The organism is Xenorhabdus bharatensis, assembly GCF_037996705.1.
Taxonomy (GTDB): domain Bacteria; phylum Pseudomonadota; class Gammaproteobacteria; order Enterobacterales; family Enterobacteriaceae; genus Xenorhabdus; species Xenorhabdus bharatensis.
On sequence record NZ_JBBMXG010000021.1, the window covers coordinates 28,756 to 47,245 of the forward strand.

Sequence of the window (18,490 nt, forward strand, 5' to 3'; positions counted from 1 at the left end):
AACACCTTTCTCATAACATCTTTTTCATCACATTAAGTTATGTTTCTGGCGCTATTGAAACGGTTACACTATGGCCTGTTATTGTTAGCTATCCAGTCTAAAATATATTCCAGATCTGATCGTTTATTAAAAAGTTATTTTATATCAATGGAATTTTAATAAAATGAGTTTATTGAATGCATCATAAAGGGATTGTCAGGGGAATATTGTGATTGTTGGTATTAATTTTTAAATAATAATAAATATGTTTATTTGTTATTTTTAATAAAGTGAATATACCCAGTACAGTTATAAAAAAGGGGTATTAAAGATGGCTGTCTCCAATACCCCCTTTTTCATAAAATGATATGATCAATTTCTATTGTTCAGATAAGGTAATCAGCACTGCTGTATGCGTAGCCTTAGCATGTTTCATTCAGATATCGTTGTGCAAAAAATAACGCACTGACATTTCTGGCTTCGTTGAAATCGGGGTGTTCCAGTAGTGACATCATGTCTGCTATAGGCCAGCGAATCTGTACCAGTGGCTCTGGTTCATCTCCTTCCAGCTCTTCGGGGTATAAATCCTGTGCAATTACGATGTTCATTTTGCTGGAAAAATAAGAAGGGGCCATCGTCAATTTTGTCAATAACTCCAGTTTCCCGGCACCTAATCCTACCTCTTCCTTTAATTCACGATTAGCCGCTTCAAGGATGCTCTCCCCTGCATCAATCGCGCCTTTAGGAAAACCCAATTCATATTGTTCAATACCTACGGCGTATTCACGTATCAGAAGTAAGTCATCACCAATTACCGGAATAATGAGAACTGCTTCATGATTGGCGGGTTTCATTCGTTCATAAATACGTCTGGCACCATTACTGAATTCAAGATCGACGGACTGGATGTTGAATAAACGAGAATGGGCAATATCACTTATATTCAATATTTTAGGCTTTTTCAGTTCAATCATGCTTGCCCCTGATGGTTGTTGCGTATTTAAACTTTGCTTTAATATGGCTGATTATGTTAGTAAATGATAGCGATTATCGCTTATATGTATTTTTGTTATGATTCTGCTTTGCATAAAAAGCTGTTTTTTGTGAATCGGTGTGAGAAAATTTATATAACATGTTGTAAATAAAATTAAAAATAGAAGGTGAGAATAGGAATAACCTGATTCTGCGGGTTTCTTTCGATTGTTATTTTGTCAGCTTCTGTACTGCTGTCATGGGCGTGGAGAAAAAATGAGCTCACTGGTCATTATATTGGCTATTTTTATTATTAGCCTGACTATAATGGCTTCCTTTCTGACTTTCAGATGGAGGCGGTCTGATAACGCGCGTTATTTGTCATTGAAGACTAACACTGCCAGCCGTAAGTTGAATGCAATCGAATCTCAGGTTATTGAATCTTATTTGAAAAATATCCTACCTCAGACGAAATTAGACAGAAGCTACGTGTCCGGCTATCCGGTATTTCCCATCAGGGATAATAACGTTTACACCATCAGCCATACCATTACCCGTTTTTCTGCTGTTTCCGGAGAAACGCAGCATTGGCGTTACTATCTCGATGAAACAGAACTCTATTTTCCCGCTTTGCTTGAACCTTTTGTCAATCAGCGAAATACAATCGATATTGTTGAAACTTCTTCGATTCCGCTTGTCATTGCGGTGAATGGTCACAGTCTGACAGACTATCAGCAAGACCTGCTGGTCACACCGAATATCAAAAAAGCAGAGCACGCTTCAATTCAGAAAAACGGTAATTCGAATGCCAGCCTGTTGTACCAACGTAAAGAAACCCCGGAAGAATATCGCCTACGCCACTCAACAGGTATTCAGGAAGGCACACTGATGTGTGTTGGCTTATCGTTGTGGTTTCTGGCGCTTTTTGTTCCCTCACCATTATTGCCGTGGCTGATGCTGGTTTCTGTGCTGTTTATTCTTGCCAGTTTCTGGCCGTTTTTCAGGTTACCCTCTGCACGTAATTATTTGAATATAACTTGTTTCAGCGGAATACTGAAACGCTGGGGGGTATTCAGTGAATTTGAGCAGGAAAACAAAAAGAATATCTCTCTGGGAGGCGTTGATCTCATTTATCCTGTTCATTGGGAGCCGTATGTTGTTCATGAACTTGATAAAAATACTGATGTGGAAATGTACTCCAATAGCCATGTTGTCCGTCAGGGGCAGCATCTTTCATTGCATGAGGAAGAAAGGCTTTACCCTTATCAGCGTTACCAGAAGAATCAAATGCTGGTGGTATTTTCTATCTTAGCCATGCTGGTATTGTATTTTTATCAGCCGGTGAGTTTATCGATGCGGTTAAGTTTCGCGTGGTTGCATGGCAATAACACCACCGTCATTACCAATGTCAGTGAATTATTGAATATGCCGCTGCGGGAAGGGGATGTCCTGAGGGTTAAAGGCACGGGAATGTGTTACATGCCACCAAAACCAGAGCCACTTTCTGCAGAGGATGATTTTTCTTTTTTGCCGTTTGATTGCCTTGGTATCTATTGGAACAATGTCAGCTCATTACCCATTCCTGAATCGGATATTATTAATAAAGCTTCGGCGTTGTTGACAACAGTGAATGAGCAATTACGTCCTATGGATCATACCCGGAAATATAACGCCGGCCTGAATGAGGTGATTGCTAAGTCGGGAATGATATTACTCGACAATTTTCCTCAGATTATTTTGAAAACGAATGCACTTTGTTTCAAGGAAGGCGATTGCCACCGGCTGAAAAATGCACTCGTCAATTTAAGTAATGCCAAAAGTTGGGATGACCTCTTAAGTCAGGCAGAAAAAGGGAAACTGAATGGAACTAAGGTCTTACTACGTTCTGTCAGTGCGGATGCATTAGGAAAATTAGTGGATTCCACCGTATCGTCATTTATCCAGCAGGAAACGGATAGATTCAGTATTCTCCTGAACAGTCCTCCTCCGGGGGGCGTTTTATTGATTAGTGATGAAAAGCGTCCATTAGTTGAATATCCTGTTGCATCATTTTCTGTTGATGATTCTAATGCATTGAAGCAGTGGTATGATTTATTACGGCAGGCGGGGATATTGACGCATGTACCATTTGAAACGAAAGGTATCGTAACGGAGTTATCGGAAGATGCAAATGGCACCCTCCATATTATGCTGCACAGTGAGCCTGATTCTATAACACTGATTCGTTATCTGGGTAGCTGCCTTTTTCTGGCAGTAATTATGGCGACGCTGATAGTCAATGGGACACTGCTTATCCAGAAAAAACAAAAAAACAAACAGCGTTTTCTGCGGATAAAACAGCACTACGATAGTTGCTTCAATGTGAAACAACCGCCAATGAATTAGCGATAATCCAGTGGGCTATGCTACCCTGAATCTGTTTTTTGTCATCTCCGATCAGGTATTGTTATTGCACATTAGCTGTTAATCATTATCCGTTAATATTGAAACAGAATAATCAGAGAGAACAATCATGCCTAATTCAGACAACGATCAAGCTGTTCGCCTTGATAAGTGGCTGTGGGCAGCCCGTTTTTACAAAACCCGTTCCACTGCGCGTGACATGATTGATGGAGGCAAAGTCCATTATAATGGGCAGCGTGGAAAGCCGAGTAAACTGGTTGAGTTGAATGCTGTCATTAAACTGCGTCAGGGCAGTGATGAGAGAACAGTCACCGTTCTGGCCCTCAGCAGCCAAAGGCGTGGTGCTACAGAAGCCCAGCAGCTTTATCAGGAAACCGAAGAAAGCATCATTAAACGGGAAAAAATGGCTCTAGCCCGTAAAATGAATGCATTAACGATGCCACATCCTGATCGTCGCCCGGATAAGAAAGAGCGGCGTACACTGATTAAGTTCAAGAATACAAAATTAAATGAGTCGGGGCATTCCTAACAAATTTCGAGTTACTTTGTGCTGCCAGCAAAGTAGCGGCTCGAAAGATACAGGGGATAACCGCCTCAGTGAAATGAGAGAGATTTATGATCAAGCATGACCAATTACACCGCTTTTTATTTGAACGTCACTCTGTCAGAGGTGAACTTGTTACCGTCAGTGAGACTTACCAGCGGATGTTGGAAAATCACGATTTTCCTCAACCTGTACAGCAATTGCTGGGTGAATTGTTGGTCGCAACCAGCCTGTTGACTGCCACTCTGAAATTCAACGGCGATATTACCGTACAAATTCAGGGCGACGGGCCGGTTAAACTGGCGGTTATTAATGGCAATAACCAGCAACAAATGCGTGGAACTGCCCGTATTGATGGTGATATCAGTGCTGAAAGCAGCCTGCGTGATATGGTTGGTAATGGCTATATGGTCATTACAGTGACGCCAACAGAAGGCGAGCGCTATCAGGGTGTGGTAGCGCTGGAAGGAGAGACGCTGGCGGAATGTCTGGATGCTTACTTCAGGCAGTCAGAACAGTTGCCAACCCGATTGTTTATCCGCACTGGCGTGCAGGATGGTAAAATGGCGGCGGGTGGTATGTTATTGCAGAGCTTACCGAGCGCGCAAACCGGTGATGTTGATATGCTTGACCATCTGGTTCAGCTCACGACAACCATCAAAGGCGAAGAGCTGTTTACACTGGATGTAAAAGAAATTCTGTATCGTCTTTACCATGAAGAAGATGTCACTCTGTATGAACCTCAGCAGGTTGAATTCCGTTGTGGTTGTTCTCATCAACGTTGTGCCGATACTCTGGCAACCTTACCAGAGGAAGATCTACAAGATATTCTGCATAAAGATGGAAAAATTGATATGGAATGTGAATTCTGCGGAATGCATTATATTTTCGATGAAAAAGCAATTAATAAAATAAAAGAAGTGAAGCAATAATAATTATATTGATTGTATTTATGTATTGATTTTGGAGGGCGTATAAATACGCCCTTTTTATTATTAAAAATTTTTTATTTCGTGTTCTGTGTCTCATATGACACTAAAAAAAATAATAAAATTTCAATTTTTTGATAACAATCGCGGTTAATTAGTCATAATTATTTATTATTTCCGGCTGAGATAGAGATGAAATCTAACTGATCAGGAGCAATAAATGAGCGTTACAGGCGTTACTGCGCAGGAGCTTGCGGTTTATGGTATTCGTGATATCAGCGAAGTTATCTATAACCCAAGCTATGAATTGTTATTTTCTGAAGAAACTAAATCCTCTTTACAGGGATATGAGAAAGGAACATTGACCAACCTTGGCGCTGTCGCAGTAGATACTGGGATTTTTACAGGGCGTTCTCCTAAAGATAAATACATTGTACGTGATGAAGTGACTCGCGATACGGTGTGGTGGGCAGATCAGGGAAAAGGTAAGAACGATAATAAACCGCTCAGTCAGGAAACTTGGTCTCATCTTAAGGGATTAGTTACTCAGCAGCTTTCAGGCAAACGTTTGTTTGTGGTCGATGCATTCTGTGGGGCGAATGCGGATACGCGCCTGAAAGTACGTTTCATCACGGAAGTGGCATGGCAGGCTCATTTTGTCAAAAACATGTTTATCCGTCCTTCGGATGAAGAGCTGGTCGATTTCACGCCGGATTTCATTGTGATGAACGGAGCTAAATGCACGAATCCACAATGGAAAGAGCAGGGTCTGAACTCTGAAAACTTTGTTGCTTTTAACCTGACAGAAAGAATGCAACTGATCGGTGGTACTTGGTATGGCGGTGAGATGAAAAAGGGCATGTTCTCAATGATGAACTACCTGCTGCCACTGAAAGGTATTGCTTCCATGCACTGTTCCGCTAACGTGGGTGAAAAGGGTGATGTCGCTGTTTTCTTTGGTCTTTCCGGTACGGGAAAAACCACGCTCTCTACTGATCCGAAACGTAAATTGATCGGTGATGATGAACATGGCTGGGATGATGACGGCGTATTTAACTTTGAAGGTGGTTGTTATGCAAAAACCATCAATCTGTCTAAAGAAGCCGAACCGGATATTTATCACGCCATTTGCCGTGATGCTCTGCTGGAAAATGTCACTGTGCTGGCAGATGGCTCGGTTGATTTCAACGATGGGTCTAAAACAGAAAATACCCGCGTTTCCTATCCTATCTACCATATTGAAAATATCGTTAAGCCGGTATCAAAAGCAGGGCATGCAACTAAAGTCATTTTCCTGACGGCTGATGCTTTCGGGGTATTACCTCCTGTTTCCCGCCTGACGCCAGAACAGACACAGTACCACTTCCTATCTGGTTTTACCGCTAAACTTGCCGGAACAGAACGTGGTGTGACTGAACCAACACCGACTTTCTCTGCGTGTTTTGGTGCGGCATTCCTGTCTTTACATCCGACACAGTATGCTGAAGTACTGGTTAAGCGTATGCAGGCATCCGGCGCAAAAGCCTATCTGGTTAACACCGGCTGGAACGGCACTGGTAAACGAATCTCTATCAAAGATACCCGCGCGATTATTGATGCAATCTTGAATGGCGATATTGAAGATGCGGATACCGTCGAATTACCGATTTTTGACCTGACTGTCCCAACGACATTACCGGGCGTTGATAGCGGTATTCTTGATCCACGTAATACTTATGCGGATAAATCGGAGTGGGATGTGAAAGCCAAAGATCTGGCTGAGCGTTTTATTAATAACTTCGACAAATATACTGATACTGCCGCTGGCGCCGCATTGGTAAAAGCTGGGCCGAAGTTGTAAGAACTTCAGGCTAGCTGAATTAAATAAGGTGGGAGCGTAGTCCCACCTTAGATTATAGAATAACTAAAACAGCCACAATCTCACCTAGAAAACCTGAGTAAATGTTTCTGTATATGCTTTTTATTTTCAGGTTCTACGCTTTCTTCTAATGTATATCTTTGTAATACCTGATATATGTACTGCTGGTCTGGGTAGGATATAGACCACAATAATACTGCTAATTGATCACTATAAATTATAGATAGGATGTTGAGCTATATGCATCAGCATAGATTAGTGACTCATGGTCATGGAACATATTTAGGTACATTTGATGGTATTAGTTACTTTGATATTGAGTTCATATTTTCTGGGAATACAAACCGAGTTATAAAACTAAGAATGCTTTTTTGCCCACCATCTATGGATCCGGTAGCCGCAGAAACCATGTATACAATGTTAGGTGAACACTTGAAAACGATGCATGTTCAGGTTGTTAGTTTCTATAATGTAGAGCAAGAAGAGCTGGATCCAGCGAGTGTTTTCTCGAAGCCTGTGGGGGCTATTAATTTAAATCTGGATGAGCTGAATTACCTCTACAGTACATTGGTTGACTTCATGGTGAGAGTTGCTCAAAATGAAAGCATAGATATATTGTACTTTTCGGCAGAAAATGAACAACTCAATAAGATATATCCTAGGTATGTAAAACGCTTTGTTAAAGATTACGGGCTGGAATATATAAATGATGGAGGTAGCTATGCGATACGAATGCAAAAGTAAGCATGAAAAAGATAAAGTCGATTTTGAAGCTATCCGACAGAGTAAAATTAAGATGATTCAACATTTCATCGCTGCTAAAAAGGATGCAGAAAGTAAGGGCAACATCGTATTTAAGCCTCTTTAGTTAAACCCTGTTCATATACTACATCTTTCAAGTTGCCTATTTTTGGCTACTACAAGTGATATCTCAAATCTTTGATCAACCCGTTTAAAAATAACGGGTTTTTCTTTAATTCCTTCTGATTTCTGAGTGGATACAGCCGGAAATTAAGCATAAAAAAAAGCCAACATCAAGTTGCTGGCTATAAAGTAAACACTGGAAGCAATGTGAGCAATGTCGTACTTTCACATGACCCTGAAGGTGGTGCACTGAAAGTGTTAATAATGATAATCGTTCTCAATATCATTTGTAAAGTGTTTTTTTGACCAAAATTAGATCCTGATCGGCTTTCTGGCCAAAACTTTGACGAATTCAGCCAGACCTTTTCGGTTAAATTATTTTCAGGTTTCTGAGTTGTTAAAGGAAGATAAATGCTGCCTAAACTGCCTCCATTAGTTGACCGTTTTATCGGCAATTCTGTGTTATTCCGGGATAAAATTGGCGAATCTCCTTGTTGTGTTTACAGCTTCATACGGGGGAATGACCTGTTTTTTCTCAAACACTCGCCTTCTGTTTATGCCAATACGACTTACAGTGTCATGCGGGAAGCCTCAGTACTGGATTGGCTGGCTGATCGTCTGAATGTTGCGGAAGTTGTCTGTGTGGCGGAAAATTCAGGAGGTGAGTTTATGATCTCCCGCGCTGTTCCCGGTCAGCCGTTATACGAACGGCTCAAGGCGCGGCAGCCGGTACTGGAACTGTTTCACGAAGCTGTCCGCCAGATGCAGTCTGTGCCTATTGTGGATTGTCCGTTTGATTCTGGTGCAGGATTTCGTCTCAATGAGCTTGAATATTTTCTGAATCACGGTTTGTATGCTGAGCAATATGATCTTGAACAGTGGCCGGGAATAACAACGCCACGGAGTTTGCTGATGCATCTTCATGCCACTTTACCCAGTGAGGAACGCGTGTTTTCTCATGGCGATCTCTGTGACAGCAACATCTTCGTTGATGAACATGACGATCTGTACTTTATTGATCTTGGGCGGGGAGATGTAGCGGATCGCTGGCTGGATATCGCATTTGTGCATCGTAACTTACGTGAAGAGATTTCAATAAATATAGCTGCGGAGTTTCTTAATACGCTTGGCTGCGTTGATAACGCGGCCAAGCGTGAATTCTTCGAGCAGTTAGACGAACTGTTTTAACCCGGAATCAGTTCATTTACACGGGATTGTCGTGAGTGCCCTACTGTTTCTCCCAATTCCATTTGGTAGAGGTGCTGTATGCTGATATCAGAAAACTTATAGAGCGTTGGTTGGTAACCCCGTAGCCAGAGCAAAAACCACCCTTCTTGGGGATCTGGGCATAGCCCGGCAAAGCGGAATCCGCCTCTTTTCAGTTGTGGGTAGAACTTCAGCGCTTCTTCACAGGCCGGAAGCTTCAGATAGATTAACTGATTAGCCGGATAATCTATGATCTCAGATAAGAAGTCCGGATCAGCTTCATACAATGTGATCTCCAGACGTCGCCCTTTTATCTGGGAAGTCGCGTATCCACCGGAAGTAAAAGGGTTACCGCCTTTTTGTTGTTTATCAGGTGATGACTCACCAACATATTGGCTTATCTGGTTGGCCCAGTTCTGCCAGGATTGCGGCCAATTCAATTTAGGCAATGGAAATGATTGAAGAGGCAAAATACCCTGAACAATACTTTCAGGCTCCGGTAACCCGAAGGGAGAATCAACATAATCCAGCATCAACGCGGTCGAATAAAAGCCCAGATTCTGGGCTAAATATTGGCTTTTCATATGCGAACAAACTTGTTTTACCGTTAATAAACGATATTGCTGTTCTTTCGCATAGTGACACAGATAATTGCCCAAAGAGGTCGCAATACCTTTGCCCTGACATTCTGGATACACAGCAACCAGCGCCAGCTCTGCCTGATCCTGCTGAACGGCATCCTTAACAAGTGATGCATGGCCAATCAGCCGCCCCTGAGAAAAAGCCAGAGCGGAATACCATTTTCCTGTCGTTTGATAACCCTCTATCAACTTAGGTAGGTAGATATCAGGGTAGACATACGAATCACCGTAAATATCACGGAATAATTTGCTGATATGCTTACTGTCACCTGATTGATAGCTGCGGATCTGAATAGTTGAATCCAAAATGGCAGAAGGAAAAGTCGTCATACATTTTATCCTTCAATTATAACTACGTAGATCCACAACCCGCTGCAATTTACCTGAACGCGGGTGGGTATACATTGCATCGATATTGGTTTGAACGATCTCCAGCATATTTTGCCGGAAATGAGCTGTGTTCAGACCGGGAAATGCCAGTAGCATATTATGGCGTATTTTCTCGACATTGACGGGTTCAGGGCTGGCTACTAATAATTTAATTTTGTCTTCCGATTCCTCCTGAGATAGCACCAATTGCCAGGCAAGCAGCTCGGTTTGTGGCGACAACTGGGTGGCTAAGTCGTCAGGAAATAATGAAAGATCACCCACTCTGATCCGGTAGCCCTGATTGGCACGTCCCTGAAGTGCAAACTTACGGTGGGTTTGCTCAGGTTCACACCAACAAGCCAGATCGCCGGTGGGATAGCGGAGTACCGGCATCAGTTGCCTTTGTAAGCTGGTAACCACCAGTATTCCCCGATTCCCCGGTTCTGTGATGGGTTCATGGGTAACCTCATCAATAATTTCAATAATAGTCTCTTCATTGAAAACCCGGTGTTCTCCCGGCCCACATTCGGGATCAGCAAAGCCGATTAATCCGCCGTCAACACTGGCGCAGCCTACAGAGCCAAAGCGGGCCTGCGGGAAAACCTGCTTCATTGCTGCAATTTGCCCTTCAAACAGGCTCTCGCCACCAAACAGAATGGTTTCTACCATTGGCAGAGTCTGCCCGTTCTCTTTCAGATATTGGGCAAAGCGGATGAGCTGGACGGGAACGCCCGCCAGCACATTGATGTTGTGATGCTGAATATTGTGAGCCAGCAAATCGTCATCGACTTTACAGGTGAAGGGAAACTCCACAATAGGTAATGATGAGTTAGACAACGCACCATGAATAAACAGTAAACTGGTATAAAGATCACCCGCAAAAAACAAATTGGCGACGCGATCTCCCGGCTGGAGTTGACGGGCAACAGCTTTGCCAAAAGATTGGATAAATGCTTTCCACTCTTGCTGGCTGAAAACCGACAGCCGACCATCACTGGTTGAGCCACCCGTTTTAAACACATGCCCCCCTTCCAGTGGGGCGGTAAGCACCGGCCACGTTTGTAAATTTTCTGAGCCGACCCAGTAATGACCGGGTTCGACTAAGGGTAAATCCTGTAGCGTCCAGTTATCAGGAACGGACTTGTAGAGCTCCCGATAATAAACAGAATGCTTACGTACATGATTGAACAGATCAATTAACGCTATGCTTTTCATGATATTCGCTTCACTTAATCAGAATTTACGTGAGTCAATGAACAAGGGTGCTTTTCCGCTATGAGCATTTCGACGAAATTCTGATACTGGGCAAAATGTAACATCCAGATTCAACATTCCACCGTCGACAACTTCCTTAATTTTTGCATTCTGCTCCAGATCCAATAAATATTGGCGGACTGTGGCAACATCAGGATTTTCAATCAATAACTGGATACCACCGATACCTTCTTCATTGTGATCGATTATCCATTGCACAGGCCCTTCCAGCTGTTCTGATAATTCAGCCAGATTGATAAAAATACTACCAACACGTAGTAAAGCACCATTACGTCCAACAAGTCGGAAACGAGGTGTAATTAGGCCGCAGGAACAAGGTTCAGTGATCCAGTGCCCGAGATCGCCTAAATCGTATCGCTGGACAGATTGTGCCTCGCGGTGACGGGAGGTGAATATCAGGCGACCGGTTTCCCCTTCTGCTACGGGTTTATCATCATGAATGTTCAGGATCTCCAGCCATTGGGTATCAGCCATTAAGTGGAAAACGCCATCTTCGCTGGCTGTACAGCCGTGACCTAATGGGCCTGCATCGACTGAACCATAGGCTGCTGAACGTATCAGAGTGATGCCGAATTCGTTCAGAAAATTCCGCTGACCAATATTCAGGTGCTCACCTCCCAAAAACAGTTTACGAACTCCGCCATATTGGCGCAGTTTGTCGGCTTCACTCAGGAATAATCGGTGTATCGTGCTTGGCATACCGACCAACGTATTAATACGTTCCTGTATGATTAAGTCTGCTATTTCGCTGAAATCACTGTCAGTGGGGCCACCCATCGGATATTGAGCGACATCCAGCTTATCCAGAATTGTGAAGAAACTCATCATACCGCCATAGAGCTTTCCGCCGTATAACAGGTTCATGACCCGGTCTGTAGCAGGCTCAAGCCCACAAGCGAATATTCCGTCAGCGGCTGACTGCATCTGTGTGTGATAATCGGAATAGCTGTAAGCCGCCAGTTTTGGTGCTCCGCTGCTGCCTCCGCTACGGAAATACAGACGGCCTTTTTCGTTTGGAGTCCGTGCCTGAAAATCTGCCTTATTCATAATCGGCAGGTTATCCAGCCCGTGTGGACGTGAAGGCGGTGTATTCAGATGCGCACAGCCTTCCAGCATACCTACAGGCAGGCTGACAGAAACCCGTTTGGCAAGACGTGACAATGCATAAACGCCATCGTGCGGCTCACCGCTATAGCCATTGTGCATCTGACCGGCAGCGGCTATGCGGCTGACGCCCGCAGCGAACAGAGCATGGCTCATTTCAGCAATATCTTCCTGACGGGTAATCAAGGCACAGCTTTGGAGGTGATTACGCCACGGACGCAGAATAGAACATAATTGCTGACGAGGTGCCGGACGTAACTGTAATGTGCGGAACAGGGGAGAAGCCGCCAGTTCCTGCTCATGTCGCCATACGACCCGCCATCCATCGTTTTGCCAGAGTTTGCCACTTACCGGAGCGAAGGCGAAATCGAGGTGCTGAAATGCCATCTGAGTGGTAATTTCAGCGGATTCCTGCACATCTGCCTGCAATGCAGGATGTAATCCAGAACGGCGTTCAAGCGCAGTGGCCATACGTTGCCCGATATGCTGCAAAACAGCCGGATCATCACTATCAACCAGCAGGCATTGCGGGCTGGAACAGGCTTGTTGGTCATAACAACAAATATCATCTGCCAGCGCATCCAGTTGCGCATCATCGATTGCATCAGGGTTCAGCCAAGCGAAACTGATACGGTGCCCCCAGTCTACCCAGCGACAGCCGGCCGGCAGTTGGCTACGGATGGAAGATAATGCAGAATCTCCGCCCCAGGCAGAAACGGCATCAGCCTGGCTTAACAACGCTCCCAATTGTGTGGACGGTAACGACAGAACAGCAATCCGATCGGCTAAATCACCGGAAATGTCATGAGCGAGGAACGCATGCAGGAGTTGTTCACTAAAGCCTTTATCGCTGCTGCTCGGACGTAGCCAGTTGATATTGCCGACCAGTAAACTTTCCAGCACTGCCATAAAAGGAAGCAGGGCAGCATTGGACGGTGTGATATGGACGACCAATCCCAGTGGCTTCCATGACTCATAGCGGTTTTGGTTATAATCGAACCGGCGCAGGGAGAATGCGTCTTTTCCTAACTCTCGCTCCAGCTTAGTCTGTAGTGCTTCGCGCTGGCAGAAAGCAATTAAGGCTTCACGTGTTTTGGCATCAAAAAGAGGGTGATCATCCATAGTGACAAGGTGATCAGCAAAGCGTTGTGCACACTCAAGTACTTGTTCCGCAGTATGAGGCCGTGCCAGAAGCTCTGGTAAACGTTCACTTAATTCTGCAATTTTTTGTGTTGCCAACTGTTCTACAGAAAGCGGCTCATTAGTATTTTCTATGGAAGACATCTCAGGCCTCTTTTATCAATTCTGATGCGGCAATAGCACAACTACGACTTTTGCTGGTACCAGCACGACCAAGCAACTCAAACCAATCGGTATCCAGCTCACAGCCACAGTGACTGCCGGGATGCAGTACCGCCAGATCACTCATCACGATACTGTGCGCCGGGCTGGAAGTGATAAAAGGAGAGACGAAGTGCAGAAACCCCGGTTCGCCATAAGGCTGGCGTGACATATTCGCGGTATGGCGGATATAGACCCGTGAGTAGACCGGAACATGGAAACGGTGGTGAGAGCACTCCATATAAGGCACAGGGTGTTCAACGGAACCGTAGCCATCGCGACAGCGTACATTCGGGATACCTAATTGTTTTTCCAATCGTTGGTACAGTTCTTGTTTAGAGATCGCTTTATCGGAATGCGTTTTCCAGCCGCCACCCAGAGAAAGCAGTGATTCCGGGTGTAATTTCAGCGCGGGGAGCCCCATTTGCTCCATTCTTTGCAGGGTAAACCACAGGAAAGCCGGAAAGCCGAAAATACGCACTGGCAGCCCTTCTTCAGCAAATTCCTGTAAAGCTTTAATCGTACCGAAAGGGTCGAACTCATTACTTTTTCCGTTATGACGCAGGGCATAGTAGGAGCGGTTTACCGGTGCATACTTACACAGAAACTGATCGGTGTAAGCGGTTCCCAACGTAATGGCTCCGGCAGGTTCATAGCTGAGTAGCAGGTAATTGCAGGGTTGATCAGGTGTATTCCAGCCATAATAGTTAAAAATACGATCCACCATATTCTGTGCAGCCGCAATACTTCTGTTGTCATAGTGCATGCGGCTCTTCTGTCCGGTTGTGCCTGAGGACGTTAACTCCAAAGCATCTACCGAGCTGTTGCTCACGATCAAATTACGTTTGAAATAATTAGCAAAAAGAGGTGGCAGGCTTGACCAATCATCCATTGCCATGACCGCTTGTTTATTCAAACCATTATTTGCCAGCCACTGTTCATAGCCCGGAGTATATTCACAGTGATATAACGTCAGTTCACGCATGGCATCATTAAATAACGCATCATGATCGGCACAGGCACGATAAGGATGTGCTAAAGCACATAGTGCTCTAACATGGGTTAAGTTTTGCATATTTAAGACTCATTCTTTTTGAACAGAACAATCTTGGGATTCGCATCCCAATAAAGATTAATAAGTTTGTTTGCTCATATTTTGGATGTAATGATTTTTAATGGATTTATTTCGTTATCCGATATAAATCATTTGTACTAATAATTAAATCCCTGAGGCTTTGTTGAAGAATGATGTTGGAAAGTTCTGACCGTTGTTAAAATTATTTTTAAACTATTTTAATTGGGTTTTTGACTGGATAAACATGCTTTATCCAGTTTTATAGTTTGGAGTCAGTCCTAATTTGCCGCGCATTATTCCAAATAGAAATATAATAATCAATCTGTTTTTCTAATGTTTCTTGCTGAATCATACATAATCTTGTATCAATATTTGATATACCTATTTCATTATTTATTCCTGCTGAGAGAAAAAGGCATTTTTAAATAATAGGAGGGGGTTGAGTATTAATTGAAAGGTTAATTCATAATTGAATGTGTTAATTGCATAAGTTTATTATTTATATTTTATGTAGGAACTTAATATCCTCGAAATATATTGGTTATACAACTGCCAGTATCACAGAAATCATACTAGACTTAGATCCAGCATTTTGTTGATTATTTTATGGATGAGTAAACCATCGTCATGTTTGGCTCAGTGGAGACAAAGTGTCATGCATAACCAATCCCAGATGGCGAGTGGTGGTGTCATTGCGTTGCTGGTCGTGATTGCCCTGTTTGTTCTGACTCAGCTTTATATGGTGATCCCTCTACTGGCACAAGTTGGTCAGGATTTCAGCCCGACCAGCCAGCGGCATGTTACGTTTGCTCTTGCTACAAGTTTCAGTCTGGCCTATGCCTGTGGATTCTTAATCTGGGGACCGGTATCAGATCAGTATGGACGTCGTCCGGTGATGCTGACGGGATTAGTGATATTGTCGTTTGCTACCTTTGCATGTGCTTTCGCGCCATCATTATCATGGCTGACTGGGCTACGAGCGATACAAGGGCTGGCGGCATCCAGTTTTGCACCGACAGCACTTGCCTACCTCGGTGAAGCTATTCCGGTTCGTCGGCGTGCGATAGCAACCGGAGCAATGTCGACCTCATTTCTTGTTGCCGGTATTTTCGGGCAGGTACTGGCTGCTTGGGTGGTGCTGAGATGGGAGTGGTATTGGGTATTTCTGATAACCGGAATTTGTCTGCTGGTGGCAATTCCATTCGTTGCAGCGATGGTCAGAGAACCAGAACGCGCTGCGGTTAATGGGCACCTAGGATATCGTTTTATGGCGTTGGGAGCGATTACCCTGCGTCCGGCTGTTTTATTGCTGTCTTGCGCTCATATCACGTTATTACTGTCATTTGTTGCGATATATGCTGCTTTGGGGCCACATCTTGAAGTTTTGGGGTTGGAGCCGGAAAAAATCATTTTGCTGCGTATGGTCGGATTACCCGGAATGTTTGCAGCGCTTTTGGCCGGGTCGATTGCTACCCGGATTGGGATGCAGGGCGTTGCTATTACGGGTTATATGTTTGCGTCTTTTGGCTTATTTTTGGTGGCAGTCTTACCACAATCCCTGACGGGCGTTGCGATTGGGAGCCTGATCTTTGTGGCTGGTGTGGCACTTGCCATACCGGCGATGATTACGCAATTTGGTACGATGTCCGTCCCCAATCGGGCTGGGGGCATGGCTCTTAATGGTTTTATCCTGTTTATAGGTGCCAGCGCCGGGCCGCTCATTGTGGCTGATGTATCCAATTTCACCGGATTAATGATCGGTCTTGCGGTGATCATGCTTCTGGCCGCTACCTGCGTTGCAGGCAGCGCTTCACTGACTGCAAATGTGAGGCGAGGATAAATACTGCTTGAGTTAGTCTTTATTATTACAGGCCCAGTAAGAAGCCGGGCCTGTTAAATTTTAGCAATATATTCTTATTGGCCTTCAGGCGGATGGGCCAATTCATCTAATGGGATAAAGATTCGTCCGTCATCCCCGTCAAACGCATATAACCACCATTCTTTTACTTCCAATTCATAAAAACGACGGGAACCCAGACCATAAAATTCATCAATATGCCGTGCGTTTTTCTTTCTGATATCTGGATCAGGAAATACGCGGTTGTAATAGTAATCGTAGGTATCCTGTAACTCCGCATGGGGTATTGCACGAGCCAGTCCGCTAAATTGCGCTCCGGCAACATCTTCAAAGGCATCCCGATTTAGGCGAGCACTGAATATTGAACCACTAACTTGTGGGTCGATAGACAGACCACGGGAATGGCGGGTATCTAATTTTGAATACCAAATCAAGCGCAGAGGGTTATAGCGAGGAATATAAAGTAAAGGTGCTGTCCAAACTGAGTTGGTTTCAGGATGGGATGTAGCAAGGCAGAAAAAACGGATATTGCTGAGTATATTAAAACTACTTTGGGCATTTTTATTCATAACTTCCTCTTTAACAGAATAGCTCTGTATATCAGAACATTATGGTATTATTTATTTTTCATAAAGGTATTAATCAATATGGTTTCAGAACCACAAATTTTGTTGCATCAAGGATTATAATAAACATTGAATTAAATAGTCAGGTGTAAGTGTTTCTTTAAATTTATCATGTCATTAATAAAAAAACTTGATTTTGGTGAAATTAAATTTATTTGTTCGGAATGTATTAGGAAAATAACAATAATATTTATCAATAGTAATGACAAAATCTACTTTTGGCATGGCTAAATTAGATACGATAAAGATATGAGTGAGATTAAGAAAGATAATTAAAGCTGGATTGGTAACCCTACATTCCGCCTTTGGCTCAGGCGGAGTAGAGTTAAATAGAGGGCTATTCCATAACATAAATGGATAAAGGAGATATTTCCGTTAAGATCTTACGGCATAGTATGAGTTCTTTTAAAAATGGATATTTATTAGTTCGGATTAAAGTGTGGGCAGAATGATTATGGGAAGTTCGGTAGAAAGCACAACTCGTTGAGGGTTCTATGACTTCTCCTGATAATGGAGATCTTTGTATATAAGGTTCGGTATTGGGTCTTGTTGTATCATCATGATACGCCATGTTCTCTATATAACTACCTTCAACATATTCATTATTGATTGCATCATACAAAAACTCCCAAGCTCCGCGAATTTGTGTAACAGGAATATTTCCAACTGCCACATACTCCTGTTGTTCTTGGTAATCACTTATTAGATGAAAATAATTCTCATTTCTAGTTATCTCATAGAGTCTAGTTAATGATCTGACTACGCTATAAAAATTGACAGTTGGCCTTATGTCATAAATGTAGAATGGGCTTCTCAGATCCATATCAACACCCCACTCAATAACATACTCTCGTTCGACACTCGTTGATATGAATGCTGAACCGGCAGCCCTACCCTGTGTTGAAACACTATAATCCTGAATATGTTCTACAATATCGTCATTTGTTCCCCACGATACAAAACCTCTTCCTATGGGACCAAAGATTTCTATTGGGGTACGGGTATCCATTCGGTAAAGATGATTAATGGGTTGCTGAGCATAGGATTGTACTGTGTATAAAAATAAAATGCATAGTAACGTAAGGAATTTTAAAATTTTCATTAAGTATTCACCCCTTAATTTTACAGAGAAAATGAACCACGATATTATGGAGTGTATTTTTATTTTTTGAGTTTGAATTTAGAGTCATTTAAATATAGTTCAATTTTGGTGTTTTACCAATGAAGATTTCTATTTGATGGTAATGAATAAATTTTTTAAATTGAAATTTTATATTGTTATTTTTTCTTAATTTTTTTGGGTTTTGTATGGTGCTTGCTATTTAAATATTTTTATTTTTAATATTGTTATATTATGGTAATAATTATTTGTATAATAAAATACATTTTTATTTAATATGTTGAAATAATATTCATAATTTTTATTAATCAGTTGTAATGTCAATT

The 18,490-nt window shown here is 43.0% G+C and carries 15 protein-coding genes; 8 read left to right on the top strand and 7 right to left on the bottom strand.

Annotation, left to right across the window (positions count from 1 at the left end):
- Positions 1 to 401 precede the first annotated feature (401 nt).
- Positions 402 to 953: an ADP compounds hydrolase NudE gene (nudE, locus tag AAC855_RS17335; RefSeq protein WP_340611252.1), complete on the bottom strand. Its 552-nt coding sequence runs from the start codon at positions 951 to 953 to the stop codon at positions 402 to 404.
- Positions 954 to 1,227: 274 nt separating this feature from the next.
- Between nudE and AAC855_RS17340 the strand changes: the two genes are divergently transcribed.
- The 7 genes from AAC855_RS17340 (at position 1,228) to AAC855_RS17370 (ending at position 8,737) form a co-directional block, all read left to right on the top strand.
- Positions 1,228 to 3,336: an IgaA/UmoB family intracellular growth attenuator gene (locus AAC855_RS17340; RefSeq protein ID WP_340611253.1), complete on the top strand. Its 2,109-nt coding sequence runs from the start codon at positions 1,228 to 1,230 to the stop codon at positions 3,334 to 3,336.
- Between the two features lie 127 nt (positions 3,337 to 3,463).
- Entirely contained in the window at positions 3,464 to 3,883 is a 420-nt protein-coding gene (gene hslR / locus AAC855_RS17345; RefSeq protein ID WP_099111038.1) for a ribosome-associated heat shock protein Hsp15, read from the top strand.
- An 86-nt stretch (positions 3,884 to 3,969) separates the two neighbouring features.
- The gene (gene hslO, locus AAC855_RS17350) at positions 3,970 to 4,830 is read left to right on the top strand and encodes an Hsp33 family molecular chaperone HslO (protein ID WP_340611255.1); all 861 of its coding nucleotides are present in this window, start codon (positions 3,970 to 3,972) and stop codon (positions 4,828 to 4,830) included.
- A 217-nt stretch (positions 4,831 to 5,047) separates the two neighbouring features.
- Positions 5,048 to 6,667: a phosphoenolpyruvate carboxykinase (ATP) gene (gene pckA / locus AAC855_RS17355; protein ID WP_340611257.1), complete on the top strand. Its 1,620-nt coding sequence runs from the start codon at positions 5,048 to 5,050 to the stop codon at positions 6,665 to 6,667.
- A 258-nt stretch (positions 6,668 to 6,925) separates the two neighbouring features.
- Entirely contained in the window at positions 6,926 to 7,429 is a 504-nt protein-coding gene (locus AAC855_RS17360; protein ID WP_340611259.1) for a hypothetical protein, read from the top strand.
- A complete protein-coding gene (locus AAC855_RS17365) occupies positions 7,407 to 7,553 on the top strand; it encodes a hypothetical protein (RefSeq protein WP_340611261.1) in 147 nt (48 codons plus the stop codon). The genes AAC855_RS17360 and AAC855_RS17365 overlap by 23 nt, the downstream gene beginning before the upstream one ends.
- A 407-nt stretch (positions 7,554 to 7,960) precedes the next feature.
- On the top strand, positions 7,961 to 8,737 hold the full coding sequence (locus tag AAC855_RS17370) for an APH(3') family aminoglycoside O-phosphotransferase (RefSeq protein WP_340611262.1): 777 nt from the start codon (positions 7,961 to 7,963) through the stop codon (positions 8,735 to 8,737).
- Here the strand turns inward: AAC855_RS17370 and AAC855_RS17375 are convergent.
- From AAC855_RS17375 to AAC855_RS17390, 4 genes are read right to left on the bottom strand one after another with little or no spacing between them, the layout of a single operon-like run.
- Positions 8,734 to 9,726, bottom strand: coding sequence for a GNAT family N-acetyltransferase (locus AAC855_RS17375; RefSeq protein WP_340611263.1), 993 nt, complete (start codon positions 9,724 to 9,726; stop codon positions 8,734 to 8,736). The genes AAC855_RS17370 and AAC855_RS17375 overlap by 4 nt on opposite strands.
- A gap of 12 nt (positions 9,727 to 9,738) precedes the next feature.
- Positions 9,739 to 10,980, bottom strand: coding sequence for a phenylacetate--CoA ligase family protein (locus AAC855_RS17380; RefSeq protein WP_340611264.1), 1,242 nt, complete (start codon positions 10,978 to 10,980; stop codon positions 9,739 to 9,741).
- A gap of 18 nt (positions 10,981 to 10,998) precedes the next feature.
- Complete coding sequence (locus AAC855_RS17385) at positions 10,999 to 13,428, bottom strand: acyl-CoA reductase (RefSeq protein WP_340611265.1); 2,430 nt, start codon at positions 13,426 to 13,428, stop codon at positions 10,999 to 11,001.
- Between the two features lies 1 nt (position 13,429).
- Positions 13,430 to 14,560, bottom strand: a complete 1,131-nt coding sequence (locus tag AAC855_RS17390; RefSeq protein ID WP_340611266.1) for a LuxE/PaaK family acyltransferase — start codon at positions 14,558 to 14,560, stop codon at positions 13,430 to 13,432.
- Positions 14,561 to 15,215: 655 nt separating this feature from the next.
- On the opposite strand from AAC855_RS17390, the gene AAC855_RS17395 reads away from it, so the two are divergent.
- A complete protein-coding gene (locus tag AAC855_RS17395; RefSeq protein WP_340611267.1) occupies positions 15,216 to 16,400 on the top strand; it encodes an MFS transporter in 1,185 nt (394 codons plus the stop codon).
- A gap of 74 nt (positions 16,401 to 16,474) precedes the next feature.
- On the opposite strand, the gene AAC855_RS17400 is transcribed toward AAC855_RS17395, so the two are convergent.
- Together AAC855_RS17400 and AAC855_RS17405 are read right to left on the bottom strand one after the other, a co-directional pair.
- Entirely contained in the window at positions 16,475 to 16,987 is a 513-nt protein-coding gene (locus AAC855_RS17400) for a pyridoxamine 5'-phosphate oxidase family protein (protein ID WP_340611269.1), read from the bottom strand.
- A gap of 394 nt (positions 16,988 to 17,381) precedes the next feature.
- The gene (locus tag AAC855_RS17405; RefSeq protein ID WP_340611271.1) at positions 17,382 to 18,146 is read right to left on the bottom strand and encodes an enterotoxin A family protein; all 765 of its coding nucleotides are present in this window, start codon (positions 18,144 to 18,146) and stop codon (positions 17,382 to 17,384) included.
- Positions 18,147 to 18,490 lie beyond the last annotated feature (344 nt).

Bases quoted from the DNA above. Each gene is read 5' to 3' on its own strand.
- nudE (WP_340611252.1), bottom strand. From the start codon at position 953: ATGATTGAACTGAAAAAGCCTAAAATATTGAATATAAGTGATATTGCC.
- AAC855_RS17340 (WP_340611253.1), top strand. From the start codon at position 1,228: ATGAGCTCACTGGTCATTATATTGGCTATTTTTATTATTAGCCTGACT.
- hslR (WP_099111038.1), top strand. From the start codon at position 3,464: ATGCCTAATTCAGACAACGATCAAGCTGTTCGCCTTGATAAGTGGCTG.
- hslO (WP_340611255.1), top strand. From the start codon at position 3,970: ATGATCAAGCATGACCAATTACACCGCTTTTTATTTGAACGTCACTCT.
- pckA (WP_340611257.1), top strand. From the start codon at position 5,048: ATGAGCGTTACAGGCGTTACTGCGCAGGAGCTTGCGGTTTATGGTATT.
- AAC855_RS17360 (WP_340611259.1), top strand. From the start codon at position 6,926: ATGCATCAGCATAGATTAGTGACTCATGGTCATGGAACATATTTAGGT.
- AAC855_RS17365 (WP_340611261.1), top strand. From the start codon at position 7,407: ATGCGATACGAATGCAAAAGTAAGCATGAAAAAGATAAAGTCGATTTT.
- AAC855_RS17370 (WP_340611262.1), top strand. From the start codon at position 7,961: ATGCTGCCTAAACTGCCTCCATTAGTTGACCGTTTTATCGGCAATTCT.
- AAC855_RS17375 (WP_340611263.1), bottom strand. From the start codon at position 9,726: ATGACGACTTTTCCTTCTGCCATTTTGGATTCAACTATTCAGATCCGC.
- AAC855_RS17380 (WP_340611264.1), bottom strand. From the start codon at position 10,980: ATGAAAAGCATAGCGTTAATTGATCTGTTCAATCATGTACGTAAGCAT.
- AAC855_RS17385 (WP_340611265.1), bottom strand. From the start codon at position 13,428: ATGTCTTCCATAGAAAATACTAATGAGCCGCTTTCTGTAGAACAGTTG.
- AAC855_RS17390 (WP_340611266.1), bottom strand. From the start codon at position 14,560: ATGCAAAACTTAACCCATGTTAGAGCACTATGTGCTTTAGCACATCCT.
- AAC855_RS17395 (WP_340611267.1), top strand. From the start codon at position 15,216: ATGCATAACCAATCCCAGATGGCGAGTGGTGGTGTCATTGCGTTGCTG.
- AAC855_RS17400 (WP_340611269.1), bottom strand. From the start codon at position 16,987: ATGAATAAAAATGCCCAAAGTAGTTTTAATATACTCAGCAATATCCGT.
- AAC855_RS17405 (WP_340611271.1), bottom strand. From the start codon at position 18,146: ATGAAAATTTTAAAATTCCTTACGTTACTATGCATTTTATTTTTATAC.